Source organism: Leisingera sp. ANG-M7 (assembly GCF_000813965.1).
Taxonomy (GTDB): Bacteria; Pseudomonadota; Alphaproteobacteria; order Rhodobacterales; family Rhodobacteraceae; genus Leisingera.
Window position 1 is genome coordinate 62,998 of sequence record NZ_JWLI01000001.1, and the last position, 18,320, is coordinate 81,317.

Consider the following 18,320-nt stretch of genomic DNA (forward strand, 5'->3'; position numbering starts at 1 on the left):
CTTTGACTGTCTGCACTCTGTGCACCGGGTCAGGCATCTGCGCTACGCAGCACTTCCAGGACCATTTCCGGCGGCACGTCGCCGGTCACGAACGCCTCGCCGATGCCGCGCGCCAGGATAAACCGCAGCTGACCGGCAACCACTTTCTTGTCCTGCCCCATCAGATCCAGCAGCGCCTCTGCCCCGGGCAGGTCGCCCGGAATATCTGCCAGGTCGGTCTTCATGCCCATCGCCTTCAGGTGCGCGCGCACCCGGCTGGGGTCTTCCTGTGAACAAAGGCCCAGCTTCGACGACAGTTCAAACGCCAGCGCACAGCCAATCGCCACGCCCTCGCCATGCAACAGACGGTCCGAATACCCCGTGGCCGCCTCCAGCGCGTGGCAGAATGTATGACCCAGATTGAGCAGCGCCCGGTCGCCCTGCTCGGTCTCGTCGCGCACCACGATATCGGCCTTCATCTGCACTGACCGCGCCACCGCCTCGACCCGTGCTGCCACGTCGCCTGCAGCCAGCGCCGGACCGTTCTGTTCCAGCCAGGCAAAGAACTCCGCGTCGCCCAGCAGCCCGTATTTCACCACCTCGCCATAGCCGGACAGGAAATCGCGCGCCGTCAGGGTTTCCAGCACCGACGTGTCTGCCAGCACCAGAGACGGCTGGTGGAAAGCGCCAATCAAGTTCTTTCCTTGTGGTGCATTGATGCCGGTCTTGCCACCCACGGAACTGTCGACCTGCGCCAGGAGCGAGGTCGGGATCTGCACGAACCGCACGCCGCGGCGCAGCACTGCACCGGCAAAGCCCGCCAGGTCTCCGATCACGCCGCCGCCAAAGGCCACAACCACGTCGCCCCGTTCCACTTTCTGCTCCAGCAGCCATTCCACCGAGCGGGTGAACTGCGGCCAGCCCTTGGTGGCCTCGCCCGGCGGCAGCGCCAGCGCGGTCATCTCCACACCCGCGGCGGCCAGCCCGGCACGCAAGGTTTCCAGGTGCTTCTCCGCCACGGTCTCATCCGTCAGCACCGCCACCTGCGGGCGGCTCAAGAACGGCCTGATCCGCTCTCCTGCCTGCGCCAGCAGGCCGGGGCCGATCACCACATCATAGGCGCGTTCGCCCAGGGGCACATGAACCGTGCGCTCCATCAATTCCACTCCAATACATCAGGGCGTGCCTTCAAGGCGTCCAGCACGCGGTCCACCATGGTTTCGATCGAGGCCTGCCCGTCCGAGACCACTGACACATCGGCCTTGGAATACAGCGGCACCCGCTGGTGATACAGGTTGCTGAGTGTCGCACGCGGATCAGCGGTGCGCAGCAGAGGCCGGGTATCGCGGTGGCGCACCCGGTTCCACAGCACCTCTAGATCAGCGTTCAGCCAGACCGAAACGCCCTTGGCGGTGATCACCTGCCGGTTTTCCTCTGCAAGAAAGGCCCCGCCGCCAGTGGACAGCACGCCGCGCTCCTCTTCCAGCAGCCGCGCGATCACCTGGCGCTCCTTCTGACGGAAAAACGGCTCGCCGTCGCGGGCGAAAATCTCCGGAATGGTCATGTTGGCGGCGGCTTCGATCTCGTGATCGCTGTCCAGAAACGGCGCGTTCAGCCGGGCTGCCAGCGCCCGTCCCACGGCGGTCTTGCCCGCCCCCATCATGCCCACCATCACGATGGTCTTCTTCAATTTCCCCGGCACCGGCGCTGCTGCCTTCTGGCCGCTGATTTGCTCTTTTTCGCTCATTCTTCAGTGAATGACGTGATCTTGCCGAAAAGGGAATATATAACTTGGGCAAAAGAGCAGGAAACAGGCATTGGATGCACTATGGGGCGATTGATTAAGTATTTGGTCTACTTGCTGGTTCTGGCTGCAATCGGGCTGGTGGGATATGCCTACGTCGGCCCCTGGTTCGGTGCCGATTTCAGCGCGCCCAGCAGCGAAGTGCGCAAACCGGTGGTGCTGAATGCGGATTAAGGCGGCTGCCGCCGGAGTGATGCTGGCAGGCAGCGCGCTTGCCAACGAACCGCTGGCGGCAATTGACTGGCTGAACCAGCCGGCACCCAGGGTCGGGCTGCCGGGCACGGTGCTGCTGGAACCGCCCGTCGCCGGGACCGCTGCTTTGCCCCAAATATCCGTCACGCCGCTGGAAACCTTGCTGCCTCCGGTCGGGCTGGTGCCTGCTGCCGCAACCGGCCTGCCTGCCGACCTTTGGCGCGGCAGCTCAGCCGATGACATCACCCATCTGATCGAAACCGTGCCGGTGCGCGGCAGCCCGGCGATGCAGGCGCTGCTGTTCACCCTCTTGTTGTCGGAAACCCGCCCGCCCGCCGCCACCGGCGACCGGATCCTGCTGGCCCGGCTCGACCGGCTGCTGGCATTGGGGGCCACCGATCCCTCGCAGGCACTGGTGGAGCACGCAGGCCCGGCAGACAGCAAGGACCGCTTTGCCCGCTGGTTCGACGCCACCCTGCTGACCGGCAGCGAGGATGCCTCCTGCGCGGCCCTCACCGCGTCGCCGCATCTGTCGGACAGCTACGCCGTGCGGATATTCTGCGCAGCCCGGCGCGGCGACTGGCCGACCGCGGCGCTGATGCTTGAAACAGCCCACGCGCTGGAGCTGCTGCCCAAGGATCAGATGGATTTGCTCGACAGGTTCCTGAATCCGGACCTGTTCGAACTGGCCCCGCCGCTGCGCCGCCCGGCGCATCCTGACCCGCTGACCTTCCGGCTGTTTGAAACCATTGGCGAGAGCATGCCCACCGCCCCGCTGCCCCCGGCATTTGCCGCTGCCGACCTGCGCGACATTGCCGGCTGGAAGGCGCAGCTGGAAGCCGCAGAGCGGCTGGCCCGCGCCGGCGCGCTCAACCCGAACCAGTATCTGGGCCTGTTCAGCGCCCGCAAACCCGCCGCCTCCGGCGGTATCTGGGACCGGGTCTCGGCAGTGCAGAAACTTGAGGACGACCTGAGTTCCGGCAGCCCTGACGCCATTGCCAGATCCCTGCCCCGCGCCTGGAAGGCCATGCAGGAAGCCGGCACCGAAACCGTCTTTGCGGACCTCTTTGCTGAGCCGCTGGCGCGCGCAGAACTGACAGGGTCGGCGGCTCAGCTTGCCTGGCGGATCCGCCTGCTGTCGCCTGCTTACGAAACTGCTGCACATGATGCAGAGGCCTCAGGCGCGGCCGATCATTTCCTGGCCGCCCTAGCCCAGGGCCGCCCCGGCGATGCCGCCGCACCGTCACCGCTGGCAGAAGCCATTTCGCTGGGGTTTGCCGCGGAGGCTTCCGCGCCGCAAGCCATCCGCCGGTTGCTGGACAACGGCCAGCTGGGCGAGGCGATCTTGCGCAGCATGGTGTTGTTTGCCCAAGGTGCCGACGGCAATCTTGGCGACCTCACCGCCGCCCTCGCCGCCTTCCGCGCCGTTGGGCTGGAGGACACCGCCCGCCGCGCCGCCCTTCAGCTGATGCTGCTGGAGCGCGGCTGAAATGGCGGCCCCGCGCGACAATTTCCAGTGGATCTCCACTTTCCTCGACGCCCAAGCGGCTGAGACCGGCGCCTCGCAGAACACGCTCTTGGCCTATGGCCGCGACCTCAAGGACCTGACCGCCTGGCTGGAGCACCGCAAGCTCAGCTTCCTGACGGCCACACAGGACGATGTTGAGGCCTATCTGATCAACTGCGACGCGCAAGGGCTGGCCCGCTCCACCCGTGCCCGGAGGCTGTCTGCGGTCAAGCAAATCTACCGTTTCGCGTTTGAAGAAGGCTGGCGCGAGGACAATCCCGCGATTCAAATCCGCGGCCCCGGACGGGAAAAGCGGCTGCCGAAGACCCTTGAGGTGATCGAGGTCGACCGCCTGCTGAACGCCGCCCGCCAGACCGGCCGGACTGAGGCCGACCGGCTGCGCAACACCTGCCTGATGGAACTGCTTTATGCCACCGGCATGCGGGTCACCGAACTGGTCTCGCTGCCGGTTTCCGCCGCCCGCGGCGACCCGCGGATGCTGCTGATCCTCGGCAAAGGCGGCAAGGAACGCATGGTGCCGCTGTCGCCGCCGGCGCGCGAGGCACTGGCGCAATGGCTGCTGGTCCGGGACGAGACTGACGCGGAGCGCGAGGCCAAGGGCCACCCGCCCTCGCGTTTTCTGTTCCCGTCCCGCAGCAAATCCGGCCACCTGACCCGGCACCGGTTCTACCTGTTGATCAAGGAACTTGCGGTTACCGGCGGCATCTCCCCGGACAAGGTGACGCCGCACACGCTGCGCCATGCCTTTGCAACCCACCTGTTGGCAAACGGTGCCGATCTGCGCGCGATCCAGGCGCTCTTGGGCCACGCTGACATCGCCACCACAGAGATCTACACCCATGTGCTGGACGCGCGGCTGCAGGAACTGGTGCTCGAACACCACCCACTGGCCCGCCGCGATTAACCGCGGCGCTTGAAGCGGCGGGGCTAAGACCCCATAAATACTGCGAACAATAAACAGACTGGACATCTGAACCCCTCATGGACACCGCCTCCACCGTTCTCGACAGCGCCTTCTGGACCACTGCCGGGGCCATCGTGCTGCTCCTTGTCTTTTCCGGCTTCTTTTCAGGCTCAGAAACAGCATTGACCGCCGCCTCGCGCGGCAAGCTGCGCGCCCAGGCCGACAAGGGCTCCCGCGGGGCTCAGCGCGCGCTGGTCATTACCGAAGACAATGAGCGCCTGATCGGTTCGGTTCTGCTGGGCAACAACGTTGTCAACATCCTCGCAGCCTCTCTCGCCACCGCGCTCTTTACCCGGATCTTCGGCGAAGGCGGTGTCGCGATGGCAACGCTGGTGATGACCCTGCTGGTGCTGGTCTTTGCCGAGGTGCTGCCGAAAACCTACGCCATTTCCAACGCCGAGAAGGCCGCCTCGGCGGTATCGGCCCCGATCAGTTTCCTCGTCATGATCCTGTCGCCGGTCGTGGGCGCGGTGCGGCTGTTCGTGCGCGGTGTTCTGCGCGTCTTTGGCGTGCAGATCGACCCCGACAGCCACATCATGGCGGTGCGCGAGGAAATCGCGGGCGCCCTGCAGCTGGGGCACTCAGAGGGCGTGGTCGAAAAGGAAGACCGCGATCGCATTCTGGGCGCGCTCGACCTCTCCGACCGCTTTGTCGAGGAGATCATGCTGCACCGCTCCAACATTGAGATGATCGACGCGGACGCAGAACCAGAGACCATCCTGGAACAGTGCCTGCAGAGCCAGCACACCCGCCTGCCGGTGTTCCGCGGCGAGCAGGAGAACATCATCGGCGTGGTTCATGCCAAGGACCTGTTCCGGGCAATGTATGAGCAGGCCGGCGGAACGGAAGCCGATTCCGGCCGCCTGAAATCCTTTGACATCGCGGAAGTGGCCAAGGCCCCCTATTTCGTGCCCGAAACCACCACCCTGGACGAGCAGATGCGCCAGTTCCTGCGGATGCGCTCGCACTTTGCGCTGGTGGTGGATGAATACGGCGCCCTGCAGGGGCTGATCACGCTGGAGGACATCCTGGAAGAGATCGTCGGCGAAATCACCGACGAATTCGACCCCGCGGAGGAAAGCGTCGCCAAAAGGACCGCCGACGGTTCCTATCTGGTCGAAGGCGCCACCACCATCCGTGACCTGAACCGGGCCACCGAATGGAGCCTGCCGGATGACGAAGCCAATACCGTTGCGGGCCTGGTGATCCACGAAGCCCAGATGATCCCGGTCAAGGGCCAGGTGTTTTCCTTCCACGGCTTCCGTTTCGAGGTGACGGCGCGCGAGGGCAACCGTGTGACCGAACTGAAGATCCGGCCGCTGTCTTGACTGGCGCGGGCTTGACCGGAGGACATTCATGACCCGTGCGGCGGTGCTAGCCTGGGGCTGGTTCGACAGCATCGTGCTGGAGTTGTTCCGACAGCTGCGCTGGTCCTTCCTGCCGCCGCTGCTGATCTACTTCGCCTATGGCGCGCAGGGCATCAGCACCGTCGCCGCGTCCTTTTACGTCAAGGAATACCTCGACCTCTCCGCCGCATTCCTGGCCGGGCTGGCGTTCTGGGTCGGGCTGCCCTGGGCATTGAAGATGCCGCTCGGCCATCTGGTCGACCTGATCTGGCGCTGGAAATACCTGCTGATCCTCGCTGGTGCGGCGCTGATGGCGGCCAGCTACGCCATTCTGGCTGCCATCGCACTGCAGCCGGAAATGATGGGCGCACTGATGCCGCTTGGCGCCTGGTATGTCACCGCAGCCCTGCTGGCCCCTTGCGGTTTCGTGCTGCAAGACGTGGTAGCAGACGCGATGTCGGTAGAGGCGGTGCCGCATGTGGATACCCATGGCAATCCGCTGCCCGAGGCTGAGACCAAGTCCCTGCACACCACCATGCAGACCTTTGGCCGCATCGCGCTGATTGGCGGCTCCAGCGCCGCTGCGGCGCTGAACGTCGCCCTGTTCGACGGCGCAGATGCAATGACGCAGGCGGACAAGGGCGCGCTTTATGGCTTTGTCTTCACCCTCGCCCTGCTGATCCCGGTGATTTCCCTCTCTGGCGTGGCGCTGGCGATCTGGCAAAAGTGGCGCAAGGCCGCCGCTCTGCGCCGCCAAGGCCTGGCCGAATCTGAAATCCGCAGCCGCATAGACCTCCCGCGAGAGCCGGTCGCCCCAAACCACTGGTACTTCATCGGCGGCGGCGCCTTTGTCGCGCTGTCGCTGGCCGTCGGGCTGGGTGATGTGCCTTACTCGCAGGAAATCGTCTTTGCTGGATCCATGGCCATCGTGCTGTTTCTGATGCGCCAGTTGGTTGCGGTGCTGCCAACCGACCACGCCCGCGCCCTCATTGGCACCGCCATCATCATCTTCGTCTACCGCGCCACGCCTTTGCGCGGCCCCGGCGCCACGTGGTTCGAGATAGATGTGCTGGGCTTTGACCAGCAGTTCCTGTCTGTCCTCTCCCTCATCACCTCACTGCTGACGCTGGTCGGCATGCTGATCTTCCGACCGCTGATGGCCAGCCGTCCCATCGCCTGGATTGTTGCCTTTCTGGCGATCACCGAGGCCCTCCTCAGCCTGCCAAACATCGCGCTCTACTACGGCGCCCACCACTGGACCGCCGCGATGACCGGCGGCATTGTCGATGCCCGCTTTATTGCCATTGTCGACACCGCGGTGGAATCCCCGCTCGGCCAGGTCGCGATGATCCCGATGCTCGCCTGGATCGCCCGCAACGCCCCCTCGGGGCTCAAGGCCACCTTCTTTGCGGTCATGGCTTCCTTCACCAACCTTGCGCTCTCAGCCTCCAGCCTCGGCACCAAATACCTGAACGAAATCTTCGTGGTGACCCGCGAGGTCACAGATTCGGCAGGCGCCGTCACCACGCCGGCAGACTATTCCCAGCTCGGTATGCTCTTGATCACCGTTGGCGTCATTCTCCTGGCCGCCCCTCTGACGGCAATTTTCCTCATCCAGAACAGCCGCTTCCGCACCTCCGAGTGATTTCGCTCCTTCCGGCGGCCTAATAGCGGCACGCCGTGCCGTTTTTCTTCTGGACTACTGTTCACTTCTGTACAGAATGCAGGAAACGCCTATTCAGGGAGGGAACCATGAAAACCACCACCCGCGTGGCAGTGATCGGCGGCGGCGTCGTCGGCTGCTCTGTCCTCTACCACCTGACCAAGCTCGGCTGGTCGGACGTCATGCTGATCGAACGCTCGGAGCTGACCAGCGGCTCCACATGGCACGCGGCGGGCGGTTTCCATACCCTCAATGGCGACACCAACATGGCGGCGCTGCAGGGCTACACCATCAAGCTCTATAAAGAGCTGGAAGCGATCACCGGCATGTCCTGCGGGTTGCACCACGTCGGCGGCGTCACCCTGGCCGAGACCCAGGAACGCTTCGACATGCTGAAGGCCGAACGCGCCAAGCACCGCTTCATGGGGCTGGAGACCGAAATCGTCTCCCCCAAAGAAATCAAGAAGATCGCCCCCGTCACCAACGTGGACGGCATCATCGGCGGGCTTTACGATCCGCTGGACGGCCACCTCGACCCTTCCGGCACCACCCACGCCTATGCCAAGGCCGCCCGCATGGGCGGCGCCAGCATTGAGACCCACTGCAAGGTGATCGAGACCAACCAGCGCCCGGACGGCACCTGGGATGTGGTGACGAACAAGGGCACCATCCACGCCGAGCATGTGGTCAACGCAGGCGGCCTCTGGGCACGCGAGGTCGGCGCCATGGCCGGCGTCTACTTCCCGCTGCACCCGATGGAGCACCAGTATATCGTCACCGACGAGGTGCCGATGATTGCCGAGATCATTGACGGCGGCGGCGAGCACCCGCATGTGATGGACCCGGCCGGCGAAAGCTACTTGCGCCAGGAAGGCCGCGGCCTCTGCATCGGCTTCTACGAACAGCCCTGCAAACCCTGGGCGGTGGATGGCACCCCCTGGGACTTCGGCCACGAACTGCTGCCCGATGACTTTGACAAGATCGAGGATTCCATCGCCTTCGCTTACAAACGCTTCCCGGCGCTGGAGGCTGCAGGCGTCAAATCAGTGATCCACGGCCCCTTCACCTTTGCCCCCGACGGCAACCCGCTGGTCGGCCCGGTGCCGGGTATGCGCAACTACTGGTCCGCCTGCGCGGTCATGGCCGGCTTCTCGCAGGGCGGCGGCGTCGGCCTGATGCTGGCGCAGTGGATGGTCGAAGGTGAATGCGAGCGCGACACCTTTGCCATGGACTGCGCCCGCTTCGGCGACTGGATCACCCCGGGCTACACCCGCCCGAAAGTCATTGAAAACTATCAGAAACGTTTCTCCATCGCCTACCCGAACGAGGAGCTGCCAGCGGCCCGCCCGTTCCGCACCACCCCGATGTACGACATCTTTGACGGCATGGGCGCCGTCTGGGGCGCGCAATACGGCATGGAGGTCCCGAACTACTTTGCCGAAGGGGATGAACCGCGGTACGAGACCCCCTCCTTCCGCCGCTCCAACGCATTCGAGGCAACCGCGCGCGAGGTCAAGGCGGTCCGCGAAAATGTGGGCATCAACGAGGTCCACAACTTCGGAAAATACCTGATCAAGGGCGCCGGCGCCCGTTCCTGGCTCGACCGCATCATGGCCGGCCGGGTGCCGCAGCCGGGCCGCCTGTCGCTTACCCCGATGCTGTCCCCCAAGGGCCGCCTGATCGGTGACTTCACCATCTCTTGCCTCTCGGAAGAAGAGTTCCAGCTCACGGCCTCCTACGGCTCACAGGCCTACCACATGCGCTGGTTCCTTCAGAACCTGGACGCGGGCGTTACCCTCGAAAACATCTCCGACACCCGCAACGGCTTCCAGATCGCAGGCCCCAAGGCGCGCGAGGTACTGCAAGCCTGCACCCGGTCCGACATTTCGGACATGCGCTTCATGGATGTGCGCCGCCTGACCGTGGGCATGGCCGACTGCATCGTGCAGCGGGTCAGCTATACCGGCGATCTGGGATATGAGATCTACTGCGACCTGCCCAGCCAGCGCGCCCTTTGGGATGCGCTGTGGAGTGCGGGTCAGCCGCTGGGCATGAAGCCCTTTGGCATGCGGGCGATGATGTCGCTGCGTCTGGACAAGTTCTTCGGCTCCTGGCTGCGGGAATTCTCGCCGGACTACACCGCTGCGGAAACCGGGCTGGACCGCTTCATCTCCTTCAAGAAAAACGCGGATTTCATCGGCCGCGCGGCAGCCGAGGCCGAACGCGACGCGGGCCCCGCCCGCCAGCTCTGCGCCTTTGAGGTCGCGGCAGACGACGCCGATGTAGTGGCCTATGAACCGATCTGGCTCGACGGCGCGGTCGTGGGTTTCTGCACCTCCGGCGGCTACTCGCACTATGCGCAGAAATCCATCGCGCTGGGGTTTGTCCCCACGGGGAAAGCCGTTGAAGGCTTGGAAGTGGAGATCGAAATCCTTGGCAAGATGTACAAGGCCCGGCTGGTCACCGAACCGCTGTTCGACGCCGACGGCGCCCGGATGCGCGGCTGAGCCCCAAAAGCACTGGATTCAGGTCAGCCCGCCTGACCTGAATCCGCCCTGTTGCCATATCAGCGCACGCTGACGCTGCGAAATCCGCGCAACGCATAGGTCAGTGCCGGCACCCGAATGTTTCGCGCGCGAAACATTCGGTAAATCCTGCTGACCTATGCAGCTTTCGCTGGCTCCGTCTCTTCATCTGGCTAAAAATATCCCCGCCGGAGGCATCCAACAGCCCGGCAGAAGCCGAGGTTCCGAACAGTCATGACCGCCATCGCCATTCTCCTGCTCGCCGCCGGTGCCTCCTCCCGGATGCGGGGCCGCGACAAGCTGATGGAGGAGGTGGACAGCCAGCCGCTGCTCACCCTGATGTGCCGCCGCGCCGCGCTGACCGGGCTGCCGGTTTTCGTCACCCTGCCCGGCCCGTCTCATCCGCGGGCGGCAGCAACAGGCGATGCAATCCAGGTTCCGGTGCCGGACGCTGCAGAGGGCATGGCCGCCTCTATCCGCCGCGGCATTGCAGCGCTGCCCGCAGGAACAGAGGCGGTGATGATCCTGCCCGCCGACATGCCCGAAGTAACGGCCCAGGACATGCTGCGCCTTGCCGCGTATTTCAGCGGACATGACAGCCCCATCCTGCGCGCAACGGCAGAGGACGGCACGCCGGGCCATCCGGTGCTGTTTCCGCAACGCTGTTTCAAAGCTCTGAGAACCTTGAGCGGAGATCAAGGCGCCCGCAGCCTCCTGAAGGCGGAAACGGTGCAGCCCGTCTCCCTGCCCGGCCGTCACGCGGTGACCGATCTGGACACGCCGGAAGACTGGGCCGCTTGGCGCCGGAACCGTTGACACACCCTGCAAATGCAGAGAAGGCAGGGCACAAGACCCTGCCTTCCTGCGCTACGCTCTTAACCACCGACTCCCCCAAGACGGCAGCTGCACTTTTCAGTGCACAAGCAGATGCGCCTCGTGTTTCCGAAGGGAGCGGCGCGCGGCGGTGTAACCCTCGCGGCCCTTTTGAGACTTCAGTTCCGGGAACAGTTCGAACAGTTCATTGCGCTGTGCGTTGTCCAGCCCGCGCAGGGACTGATCGCCGGGCTGGAAGCTTTCGGTCCAGGCACCGTCGGACAGCACAACCTCATGCTGCTCGAACATGAAGTGGATGTAGGTCACACTGTCGACCTCGACCGGATCCACGCCAGCCAGGCCGGTCAGATGCTTGGCCGCAACCAGCACTTCGCGGTCCTCGAAGTAGAGCGCGGTCTTGTCGTTTGCCACCAGTACCCGGTGGTTCGGGCTGACCATCATGTCACGCTCCGGCAGACCATTGCCCAGGGCGCCCTGGCGGATCAGCACCGGCTGAAGATGCGCGGCGCCTTTCAACTCTCCGGCCTGCAGCGTGCGGGTGCCAACCCAGCGGATTTCCTGAATGCCGTTGTCGCGGGTGATCACCCGGTCGCCAGCCTGCAAATCCTCGACTTTGCGCTCCCCCTGCGGAGTTGCGATCAGTGTGCCCGGCGTAAAGCAGGGAATAATCTGCTCGATCTCGCCAAAGGTCATCGAGCCGGTTACGTCGCCGTCCTCATCGAGGAAGTTCACAGTACCCGACAGGCTATTGCCGTCCGGATCAACCGTGACACCAGTCAGCTCGAACGGGCCGGAACCGCGCAGGTCCAGGGTGTCGAAATCATCACCGCCTGAGCCGCCATCCACGACATCACCGGCCGTGCCGCCGATGAAGGTATCGCGGCCGTCACTGCCTGACAGCGTATCGGCGCCGTGGCCGCCAGTGATCACATCATTGCCGTCGCCGCCGTCGACATAGTCATCGTCGATGCCTGCATCGATGGTGTCATTTCCGGTGCCGCCATAGATCTCGTCGTCGTCATCCTGGCCATAGATCACGTCGTTGCCGGCGCCACCGTGGATCGTGTCCATGCCGTTGGTGGGATCGGGGTCTGCCGGACGTCCGTCGCCGCCGTCATCGGTGATGTTCAGCCCGTCCGGGAACGCCGGGTCAAGGCCGCCATAGATGGTATCGTCACCGCTGCCGCCTTCGATGAGGTCGGAGCCCTCGCCGCCGGTGATCAGGTCGGCATCCGCGCCGCCATCGATGGTGTCGTCATCGATACCGCCATCAATCACATCCATACCGGTGCCGCCGTCGATCAGGTCGGCATCATCCCCGGTGGAAATGGTGTCGTTGCCAGCACCGCCAAGAACCGTATCGCGGTCGTCATAGGGATCGGCATCGGCCGGGATGAACGGAATATCCGGATCGGTGCCGGTGTAGCCCGGGAAGCTGCGGTCGGGCAGCGGGTAGCCGCTGTCACTGGAGGTGTCGATCACATCGTCGCCATCGCCGCCTTCCACCGAGTCGGAACCGTCGCCGCCGTCGATCGTATCGTTGCCGCCGCCGCCCAGGATGGTGTCGTCACCCTCGCCGCCGCTCAGGCTGTCGTCGCCCGGCACAACCGGGTCCACGGGTTCGGAAGAATAGTCGTAATGCGCGTTGTCCAGCGTCGTGCCGGAGGTGCCCAGATCAACGGTCAGCTTGACGTCGTTGAAGTCCCTGTCGCCCAGGTTGCGCAGGTCCTCGAACCCCAGCTGCACTGAACCATCGGGGAACTCATAGATTCCCTTGGTATGGTCCAGCCCGTCGGGATTCAGATCCGCATTGTCGCCGTAACCCGAGGAATAGAAGGTCCCCTGCGGGCTGATGATGCCAACACCGATCACCGCACCAGCGGGCGCATCATAGGTGTAGGTCTCGCCCACGTCCGCATTGGCGTTCTCTGACAGCACCACAATATTGCTGATTTCGCCGGTTTCAGGGTCAATCGTGTAAGCAAAGACCTGGTTCTGAAAAGCCGCGCTGGTCGAGGAAATGGTGATCTTTACAGGTTCATAGACACCCGAGACGCCATCGCCGAGGATCAGGTCGTTTCCGCTGCCGCCGTCCACAGTGTCGCTGCCAGAACCGGCGTAGACAGTATCATCGCCGCCGCCAGCGACGATGACGTCGTCATCAGGCCCCGCACCCGGATCAATCGCGTCTGCGTTATCGACCATGTCGCCTTCGGGGTCGCCGGTGTAGGCCCCGTCAATCAGGTCATTGCCTGCGGTACCCTCTACGATTCCGTCCAGTTCCGGATTCGGATTTTCGTCGCTCATAGTCTTCACCCTCTCCTCGCCGGGCAGGTCCCAAGCCCCATCGTCCGGACCAGCCAGGCAGTCGCGCAGCCACGCGGAATGCCGCCAAAAAAACACCCGCCCATGCAGGAAGAGGGCCAGACCACACACGCGCTCTGGTTTGCGTGCTCAAGCAGCACGCAGCCGGATTGCATTCGCTTTTCGGATCAGTGGAGTGCACTTACTACGGCACGAAGACTTAAAATAAAATTTTAGCAGTCCACCACAGTCCAGCAGCTTGCAGAACATGCCCCCCCAATGGGCTGAATCATGAATACTTTAGGCGCAGCGGGCGACAAAGACAAAAAATTGTCTAAATTTCCCCTCATTTCTCCACACGGCTGGAAAATTGCGCTCCGCTATGGACCTGGATTCCGTTGACTGTTTCCAGTTTCCGCCCAAAATCGCGTCTCAGATAGGGCCAAACATGCTATTTCCGCCATACATAGGCGGTTTCAGCGCCGGTTTGGTTTCCATTTACGAAACATGGAATTTTCCAGGCGCAGCCAGTGCCCTCTGCCTCATTCTGCCAGTGCAGCCCTGACATTAGGGGCGAAACGGCAATCAATTATGCGCGATATCCGGTTTTTGTTTCCCCGATCGCGTGAAAATCGCCTGACAAGACACGAATCAAGGCATCAAAAGGGCAGCAAGCCGCAGATCGATGCACAAGGAAATAGTCGAGGGGAATTTAATCAAACCTGCAGCAATCAGCCACACCTGAGCTCCGCATAGAGGCAAGCATTCAGCATCGATAGCAGGGTTATGGCGGAGAGACAGGGATTCGAACCCTGGAGACGGTTTCCCGCCTACACACTTTCCAGGCGTGCGCCTTCGACCACTCGGCCACCTCTCCGTTGAGGGGGCTTTTGAAGGATCAGCCGGGGAATTGCAAGGGCTGAAACTGCAAAAACTTCACTTACCCCCAAATCTTTTTCAGGCCTCCAGATGCAGGTAGACGCGGCGGTTCTGTTTGCCCTTTTTCTCAACCTTTCCAAGGCGGATGCGGCCGATTTCACCGGTGCGCTTCACATGGGTGCCGCCGCAGGGCTGCAGGTCCACCTGCTCGTCTTCCGTGCCGATCCGCACCAAGCGGACGTGTCCTGCCCCGCGCGGCGGTGACACCGACATGGTCTTGACCAGTTGCGGGTTGGCATCCAGTTCGGCGTCGGTGATCCAGTCCTCTGTCACCGCCAGATCGCGGTCGATCAGCGCCTGCAGCTGCTCCTGCAGCGCCTGCTTGTCCTCCGGCGCCTCGGGCATATTGAAATCAAGCCGCCCCTTGTCCGCGCCGATCGAGCCGCCGGTCACCTCCAGCGGAATCACCACTGACAGAAGGTGCAGTGCGGTGTGGACCCGCATGTGGCCGTAGCGGCGGTCCCAGTCGAGCGTCTGGGTCACTGTGGTGCCCACCGCAGGCAGCGGCTCGCCTTCATGCGGAACCAGAATGATCGCGCCCTCCTCGCCCTTGACCGTGGTTGCGATGGAGCACTGGCCGTCGACCCACAAAAGCTGGCCGCTGTCGCCGGGCTGGCCGCCGCCTGTGGCATAGAATAGAGTCCGGTCCAGAACGATCCCGCCCTGGTCAGAGTGGGCCACCACTTCGGCCTCGGTCATCCGGGCATAGGCGTCCTTGCGGAACAGCGGTTCACTTGTCGGCATCGGCTTCCCCTTCTCCCTCCTGGTCCTGCTGCAGATCGCTCACGTCCGGCTTGGGCGGTATTGCCGGGGCCGGCGGGCTTCCGTTGGCAGCGCTGTCAGGCGCCGCGCCAGCGGGTGAAAGCGCCTCTGGATTGCGGATCCAGATGTCGCGCTGCATGAAGGGGATCTCGATCCCCTCTTCCTGGAACCGCTTGGCGATTTCATAGTTCATGTCGGATTTCACCGACAGAACCCAGTTCACGTCGCGCAGGATGGCGCGGATTTCGAAATCCAGGGAGTCGGCACCAAAGCCCTGGAACACCACATAAGGCGCCGGATTGAGCAGCACCATCGGATGCGCCTTGGCAATCTCGGTCAGAATCGCCTCGACCTTGCGCGGCTCGGTGCCATAGGCGACCCCTACCGGCACGATCACCCGGCCCACGGTGTTGCCGCGGGTGTAGTTCGTGACGGTTCCGCTGATCAGGTCCGAGTTCGGCACGATCACATCGGTGCGGTCAAAGGTCTCGATCCGGGTGGAGCGCACCGAGATGTCGCGCACGTAGCCCATCAGCCCGCCAACCTCGATCCAGTCGCCCTTGGAGACCGGGCGTTCGATCAGGAGGATGATGCCGGAGACGAAGTTCGAAACGATGGTTTGCAGGCCGAAACCGATGCCGACCGACAGTGCACCGGCAACGATGGCCAGCGAGGACAGGTCGAGGCCTGCCATGGAAATGGCAATCACTGCCGACAGGAAGATGCCGACATAGCCCAGGCCTGAGGTGATGGCGTTCTGGCCGCCCGGGTCGATCTTGGTCTTGGGCAGCAGCGAGTTGCGCAGGGACCCCTGAATCAGGCGGGTCAGCGCATAGCCTGCGGCAAAGACCACGGCAAAGGTCAGGAAGGCGGTTGGCGAGATACGGGTGTCGCCGATCTGGAAGCCCTCGAGGAAGCGCGACCAAAGCTCGGTCATGTCCGCCACCCGCGCGCCCCAGATCAGCGCCAGCAGCGGCAGCGCCAGGGTGGCCAGCAGGAAGCCGATCAGGACCGCAAACAGCGACTCCCGCGCGGCAGAGCCCTTGCCGGACAACCAGCCGTAGACGTCACCCAGGAACCGCTGCACCACCAGCAGCGCGGCCAGCAGGGCCAGCGTGGACACCGCCGGGTAGATCAGCGCCTCTGCCGCGTTGACATAGCCAAGTGCGGCCAGCAGCGGAGAGACAAAACCCAGCAAATAGCTGGCGCGCCGCGCAAAGGTCAGGATGCGGTTGGCCCCGGCGGCAATGGCACCGTCGTCTGCGGTATCCGCCGTCTGTTTCTGCCGCCGCTTGGCGCCGATCCGGTGCAGCCGCAGCATCACCAGAGCGGCCGCGGTGATCAGCGGGAAGCTGGCAACTGCGTGAACGGAGGACGGGATGGTTTCGATGTTCTCCAGCTTTACCAGCGCGTCCTGAAGCACCAGGATCACCGCGAGGATGTCGACCATCAGGCGGGTTTCATTCAGCCGCCCCTCTTGCACCGGCACCAGATCGTTTTCTATGCGGCCGGAGAATAGCTGGTTGCCCAGCCAGTGGAATGAAAGGACCAGCAGCGCCCAGCCTGGGACATAGTCCAGTAAAAGCGTGCCGCGGCTGCCCAAAATGCCAGAAAGTTCAACCGCGGCGGCCAGGCAGATGATGCCGATGAAGGGCAGAATGACCTCAAGCAGCGACACAATGAAGCCCCAGACACCGCGGCCGCTGCTGCCGAACTGGCGCAAATAGTCGCCCGCGGCATGGGCCCAGGGGCGGCCCCGCAGAAGCAGAAATGCGGCAATAGCCAGAAGCAACAGCAAAGCTGGCAAGCTGTTGCTCACCCGCTCAGCAGTGGTGGCGCTGCCGATCCGGGTGGCAGTTTCGTTCCAGATGGAGCTTACCGACCGGCTGAGGATGCGCAGCGCGCCGGGCCAGTGTTCCGGATTCAGCGGCGAGGGCCCGCGCTCCAGCAGAGTACGGGTGCGACGCTCACGAATAATCTTGTCAATTTCGGAAATCAGGCCATTGGCGCGGCTGTAGGCCTCCTCGGAGACGATGCGCGGCACTTTCAGGTCGCGCAGTTGCTCTTCCAGCGAGGTGCGCAGCTGAGCGATATCTTCTGGTTCGCTCTCGCCTTCTTCTGGCGCCTTGCCAAGGGCACTGATCTGACCTTCGAGCGTCTTGATACGGTCGCCGTTGGCAGTGCGCGCTTCCAGAAACCGCTGGCGGTAACTGGTCAGCTCCTTGCGCAGGGTTTCCAGCGCGGCGCTGGAGGCGCGGCTGGCGTCAATCACTTCTTCCGCACGGTTCGCGGTCTTGAGCCAGTCCTGATAATAGGCGCGGGATTCAGCAGTCAGCTGCGCCAGCGCAGGCACTGCGAGGCCGGTCACAAGGACCAGCCCCAGCAGCACATTCCGCAAAGCGGTTATAATAGGTGTCATACGTCCTCAAAAACACCGGGGATCGACGCGGGCGTGTGGGTCATCCACTCCGGCACCGGCAGGTTCTTTTCGCGCAGGAAATCGGGATTGAACAACTTGGACTGGTACCGGGTGCCGTAATCGCACAGAACGGTCACGATGGTCTTGCCCGGTCCCATCTCCTTGGCCAGGCGCACGGCACCAGCGATGTTGATCGCGGAGGAACCGCCCAGCACAAGGCCCTCGTCGTGCAGCAGATCAAAGACGTAAGGCACGGCTTCGGCGTCAGAAATCTGATAGCTGAAGTCCGGGGTGAAGCCTTCGAGGTTCTTGGTGATGCGGCCCTGGCCGATGCCCTCGGTGATCGAACTGCCTTCGGAGGCCAGCTCACCTTTGGTGTAATAGGAATAGAGCGCAGCGCCCATCGGGTCAGCAAGGCCGATCTTCACGCCCTTGGGCTGCAGCGCCTCAGCCACGCCCGCGATGGTGCCGCCGGAGCCGACGGCGCTGACGAAACCATCGACCTTGCCGCCAGTCTGTTCCCAGATTTCCGGGCCGGTGGTTTCCACATGGGCCTGACGGTTGGCGACGTTGTCAAACTGGTTGGCCCAGATGGCGCCGTTGGGTTCGGTCTTGGCCAGTTTCTCAGCCAGGCGCTGGGAATAGCGGACATAGTTGTTGGGGTTCTTGTAGGGTGCTGCGGGCACCTGAACCAGCTGCGCGCCAGCAAGGCGCAGCATGTCCTTCTTTTCCTCGGACTGGGTTTCCGGGATCACGATCACCGTCTTGAAGCCCATGGAAGCGCCGACCAGTGCCAGGCCGATGCCGGTGTTGCCAGCGGTGCCTTCAACGATGGTGCCGCCCGGCTTCAGATCTCCGCGGGCAATGGCGTCGCGGATGATATAGAGCGCGGCGCGGTCCTTGACCGACTGGCCAGGGTTCATGAATTCCGCCTTGCCCAGGATCTCGCAGCCGGTCTCTTCGCTGACGCGGTTCAGGCGGATAAGAGGTGTATGGCCGACGGCATCAGCCAGATCGCGTGCAATGCGCATGGTATCCCTTTCGATCGTTCCCCCATGGTG

Annotated in this window: 13 protein-coding genes and 1 tRNA gene; 7 read left to right on the top strand and 7 right to left on the bottom strand. The window is 63.6% G+C overall.

All coding sequences use genetic code 11. The features are described 5' to 3' along the window. Positions 1-29 precede the first annotated feature (29 nt). Positions 30-1,136 carry a 3-dehydroquinate synthase gene (gene aroB / locus RA26_RS00305; RefSeq protein WP_039178283.1) on the bottom strand — a complete coding sequence of 369 codons (1,107 nt, stop codon included), beginning with the start codon at positions 1,134-1,136 and terminating at the stop codon, positions 30-32. Further along, positions 1,136-1,726 carry a shikimate kinase gene (locus RA26_RS00310; RefSeq protein WP_039178287.1) on the bottom strand — a complete coding sequence of 197 codons (591 nt, stop codon included), beginning with the start codon at positions 1,724-1,726 and terminating at the stop codon, positions 1,136-1,138. Before RA26_RS00310 ends, aroB begins: the two co-directional genes overlap by 1 nt. Positions 1,727-1,807: 81 nt before the next feature. Here RA26_RS00310 and RA26_RS22875 point away from each other — a divergent pair, with 81 nt between their 5' ends. The 7 genes from RA26_RS22875 to RA26_RS00340 all read left to right on the top strand — a co-directional run bounded on the left by RA26_RS22875 (position 1,808) and on the right by RA26_RS00340 (position 10,817). Continuing rightward, positions 1,808-1,957 (top strand): hypothetical protein, encoded by a 150-nt coding sequence (locus RA26_RS22875; protein ID WP_175392908.1) that lies wholly within the window; start codon positions 1,808-1,810, stop codon positions 1,955-1,957. After that, positions 1,947-3,464, top strand: a complete 1,518-nt coding sequence (locus tag RA26_RS00315; RefSeq protein WP_039178291.1) for a hypothetical protein — start codon at positions 1,947-1,949, stop codon at positions 3,462-3,464. Before RA26_RS22875 ends, RA26_RS00315 begins: the two co-directional genes overlap by 11 nt. A 1-nt stretch (position 3,465) precedes the next feature. Continuing rightward, on the top strand, positions 3,466-4,407 hold the full coding sequence (locus RA26_RS00320; RefSeq protein WP_039178295.1) for a site-specific tyrosine recombinase XerD: 942 nt from the start codon (positions 3,466-3,468) through the stop codon (positions 4,405-4,407). A 77-nt stretch (positions 4,408-4,484) separates the two neighbouring features. Continuing rightward, positions 4,485-5,795, top strand: a complete 1,311-nt coding sequence (locus RA26_RS00325; protein ID WP_039178299.1) for an HlyC/CorC family transporter — start codon at positions 4,485-4,487, stop codon at positions 5,793-5,795. Positions 5,796-5,823: 28 nt separating this feature from the next. Next, positions 5,824-7,458 carry a membrane protein gene (locus tag RA26_RS00330; protein WP_039178302.1) on the top strand — a complete coding sequence of 545 codons (1,635 nt, stop codon included), beginning with the start codon at positions 5,824-5,826 and terminating at the stop codon, positions 7,456-7,458. A gap of 107 nt (positions 7,459-7,565) precedes the next feature. Beyond that, on the top strand, positions 7,566-9,983 hold the full coding sequence (locus RA26_RS00335; RefSeq protein WP_039178306.1) for a GcvT family protein: 2,418 nt from the start codon (positions 7,566-7,568) through the stop codon (positions 9,981-9,983). Between the two features lie 252 nt (positions 9,984-10,235). Continuing rightward, a complete protein-coding gene (locus RA26_RS00340) occupies positions 10,236-10,817 on the top strand; it encodes a nucleotidyltransferase family protein (protein ID WP_039178308.1) in 582 nt (193 codons plus the stop codon). A gap of 96 nt (positions 10,818-10,913) precedes the next feature. On the opposite strand, the gene RA26_RS00345 is transcribed toward RA26_RS00340, so the two are convergent. The 5 genes from RA26_RS00345 to RA26_RS00365 form a co-directional block, all read right to left on the bottom strand. Continuing rightward, on the bottom strand, positions 10,914-13,142 hold the full coding sequence (locus tag RA26_RS00345) for a Hint domain-containing protein (protein WP_039178311.1): 2,229 nt from the start codon (positions 13,140-13,142) through the stop codon (positions 10,914-10,916). Between the two features lie 784 nt (positions 13,143-13,926). Then, positions 13,927-14,016: transfer RNA gene (locus RA26_RS00350), tRNA-Ser, on the bottom strand. Between the two features lie 80 nt (positions 14,017-14,096). Beyond that, the gene (locus RA26_RS00355) at positions 14,097-14,822 is read right to left on the bottom strand and encodes an alanyl-tRNA editing protein (protein WP_039178314.1); all 726 of its coding nucleotides are present in this window, start codon (positions 14,820-14,822) and stop codon (positions 14,097-14,099) included. Further along, the gene (locus RA26_RS00360) at positions 14,809-17,259 is read right to left on the bottom strand and encodes a DUF3772 domain-containing protein (RefSeq protein WP_039178318.1); all 2,451 of its coding nucleotides are present in this window, start codon (positions 17,257-17,259) and stop codon (positions 14,809-14,811) included. Before RA26_RS00360 ends, RA26_RS00355 begins: the two co-directional genes overlap by 14 nt. Then, complete coding sequence (locus RA26_RS00365; protein ID WP_039178322.1) at positions 17,256-18,290, bottom strand: cysteine synthase A; 1,035 nt, start codon at positions 18,288-18,290, stop codon at positions 17,256-17,258. The genes RA26_RS00360 and RA26_RS00365 overlap by 4 nt, the downstream gene beginning before the upstream one ends. Between the last annotated feature and the right edge of the window lie 30 nt (positions 18,291-18,320).

What these genes read in the sequence shown, in the direction of transcription:
- aroB (WP_039178283.1), bottom strand. Translation starts at nt 1,136, where the DNA reads ATGGAGCGCACGGTTCATGTGCCCCTGGGCGAACGCGCCTATGATGTG.
- RA26_RS00310 (WP_039178287.1), bottom strand. Translation starts at nt 1,726, where the DNA reads ATGAGCGAAAAAGAGCAAATCAGCGGCCAGAAGGCAGCAGCGCCGGTG.
- RA26_RS22875 (WP_175392908.1), top strand. Translation starts at nt 1,808, where the DNA reads ATGGGGCGATTGATTAAGTATTTGGTCTACTTGCTGGTTCTGGCTGCA.
- RA26_RS00315 (WP_039178291.1), top strand. Translation starts at nt 1,947, where the DNA reads ATGCGGATTAAGGCGGCTGCCGCCGGAGTGATGCTGGCAGGCAGCGCG.
- RA26_RS00320 (WP_039178295.1), top strand. Translation starts at nt 3,466, where the DNA reads ATGGCGGCCCCGCGCGACAATTTCCAGTGGATCTCCACTTTCCTCGAC.
- RA26_RS00325 (WP_039178299.1), top strand. Translation starts at nt 4,485, where the DNA reads ATGGACACCGCCTCCACCGTTCTCGACAGCGCCTTCTGGACCACTGCC.
- RA26_RS00330 (WP_039178302.1), top strand. Translation starts at nt 5,824, where the DNA reads ATGACCCGTGCGGCGGTGCTAGCCTGGGGCTGGTTCGACAGCATCGTG.
- RA26_RS00335 (WP_039178306.1), top strand. Translation starts at nt 7,566, where the DNA reads ATGAAAACCACCACCCGCGTGGCAGTGATCGGCGGCGGCGTCGTCGGC.
- RA26_RS00340 (WP_039178308.1), top strand. Translation starts at nt 10,236, where the DNA reads ATGACCGCCATCGCCATTCTCCTGCTCGCCGCCGGTGCCTCCTCCCGG.
- RA26_RS00345 (WP_039178311.1), bottom strand. Translation starts at nt 13,142, where the DNA reads ATGAGCGACGAAAATCCGAATCCGGAACTGGACGGAATCGTAGAGGGT.
- RA26_RS00355 (WP_039178314.1), bottom strand. Translation starts at nt 14,822, where the DNA reads ATGCCGACAAGTGAACCGCTGTTCCGCAAGGACGCCTATGCCCGGATG.
- RA26_RS00360 (WP_039178318.1), bottom strand. Translation starts at nt 17,259, where the DNA reads ATGACACCTATTATAACCGCTTTGCGGAATGTGCTGCTGGGGCTGGTC.
- RA26_RS00365 (WP_039178322.1), bottom strand. Translation starts at nt 18,290, where the DNA reads ATGCGCATTGCACGCGATCTGGCTGATGCCGTCGGCCATACACCTCTT.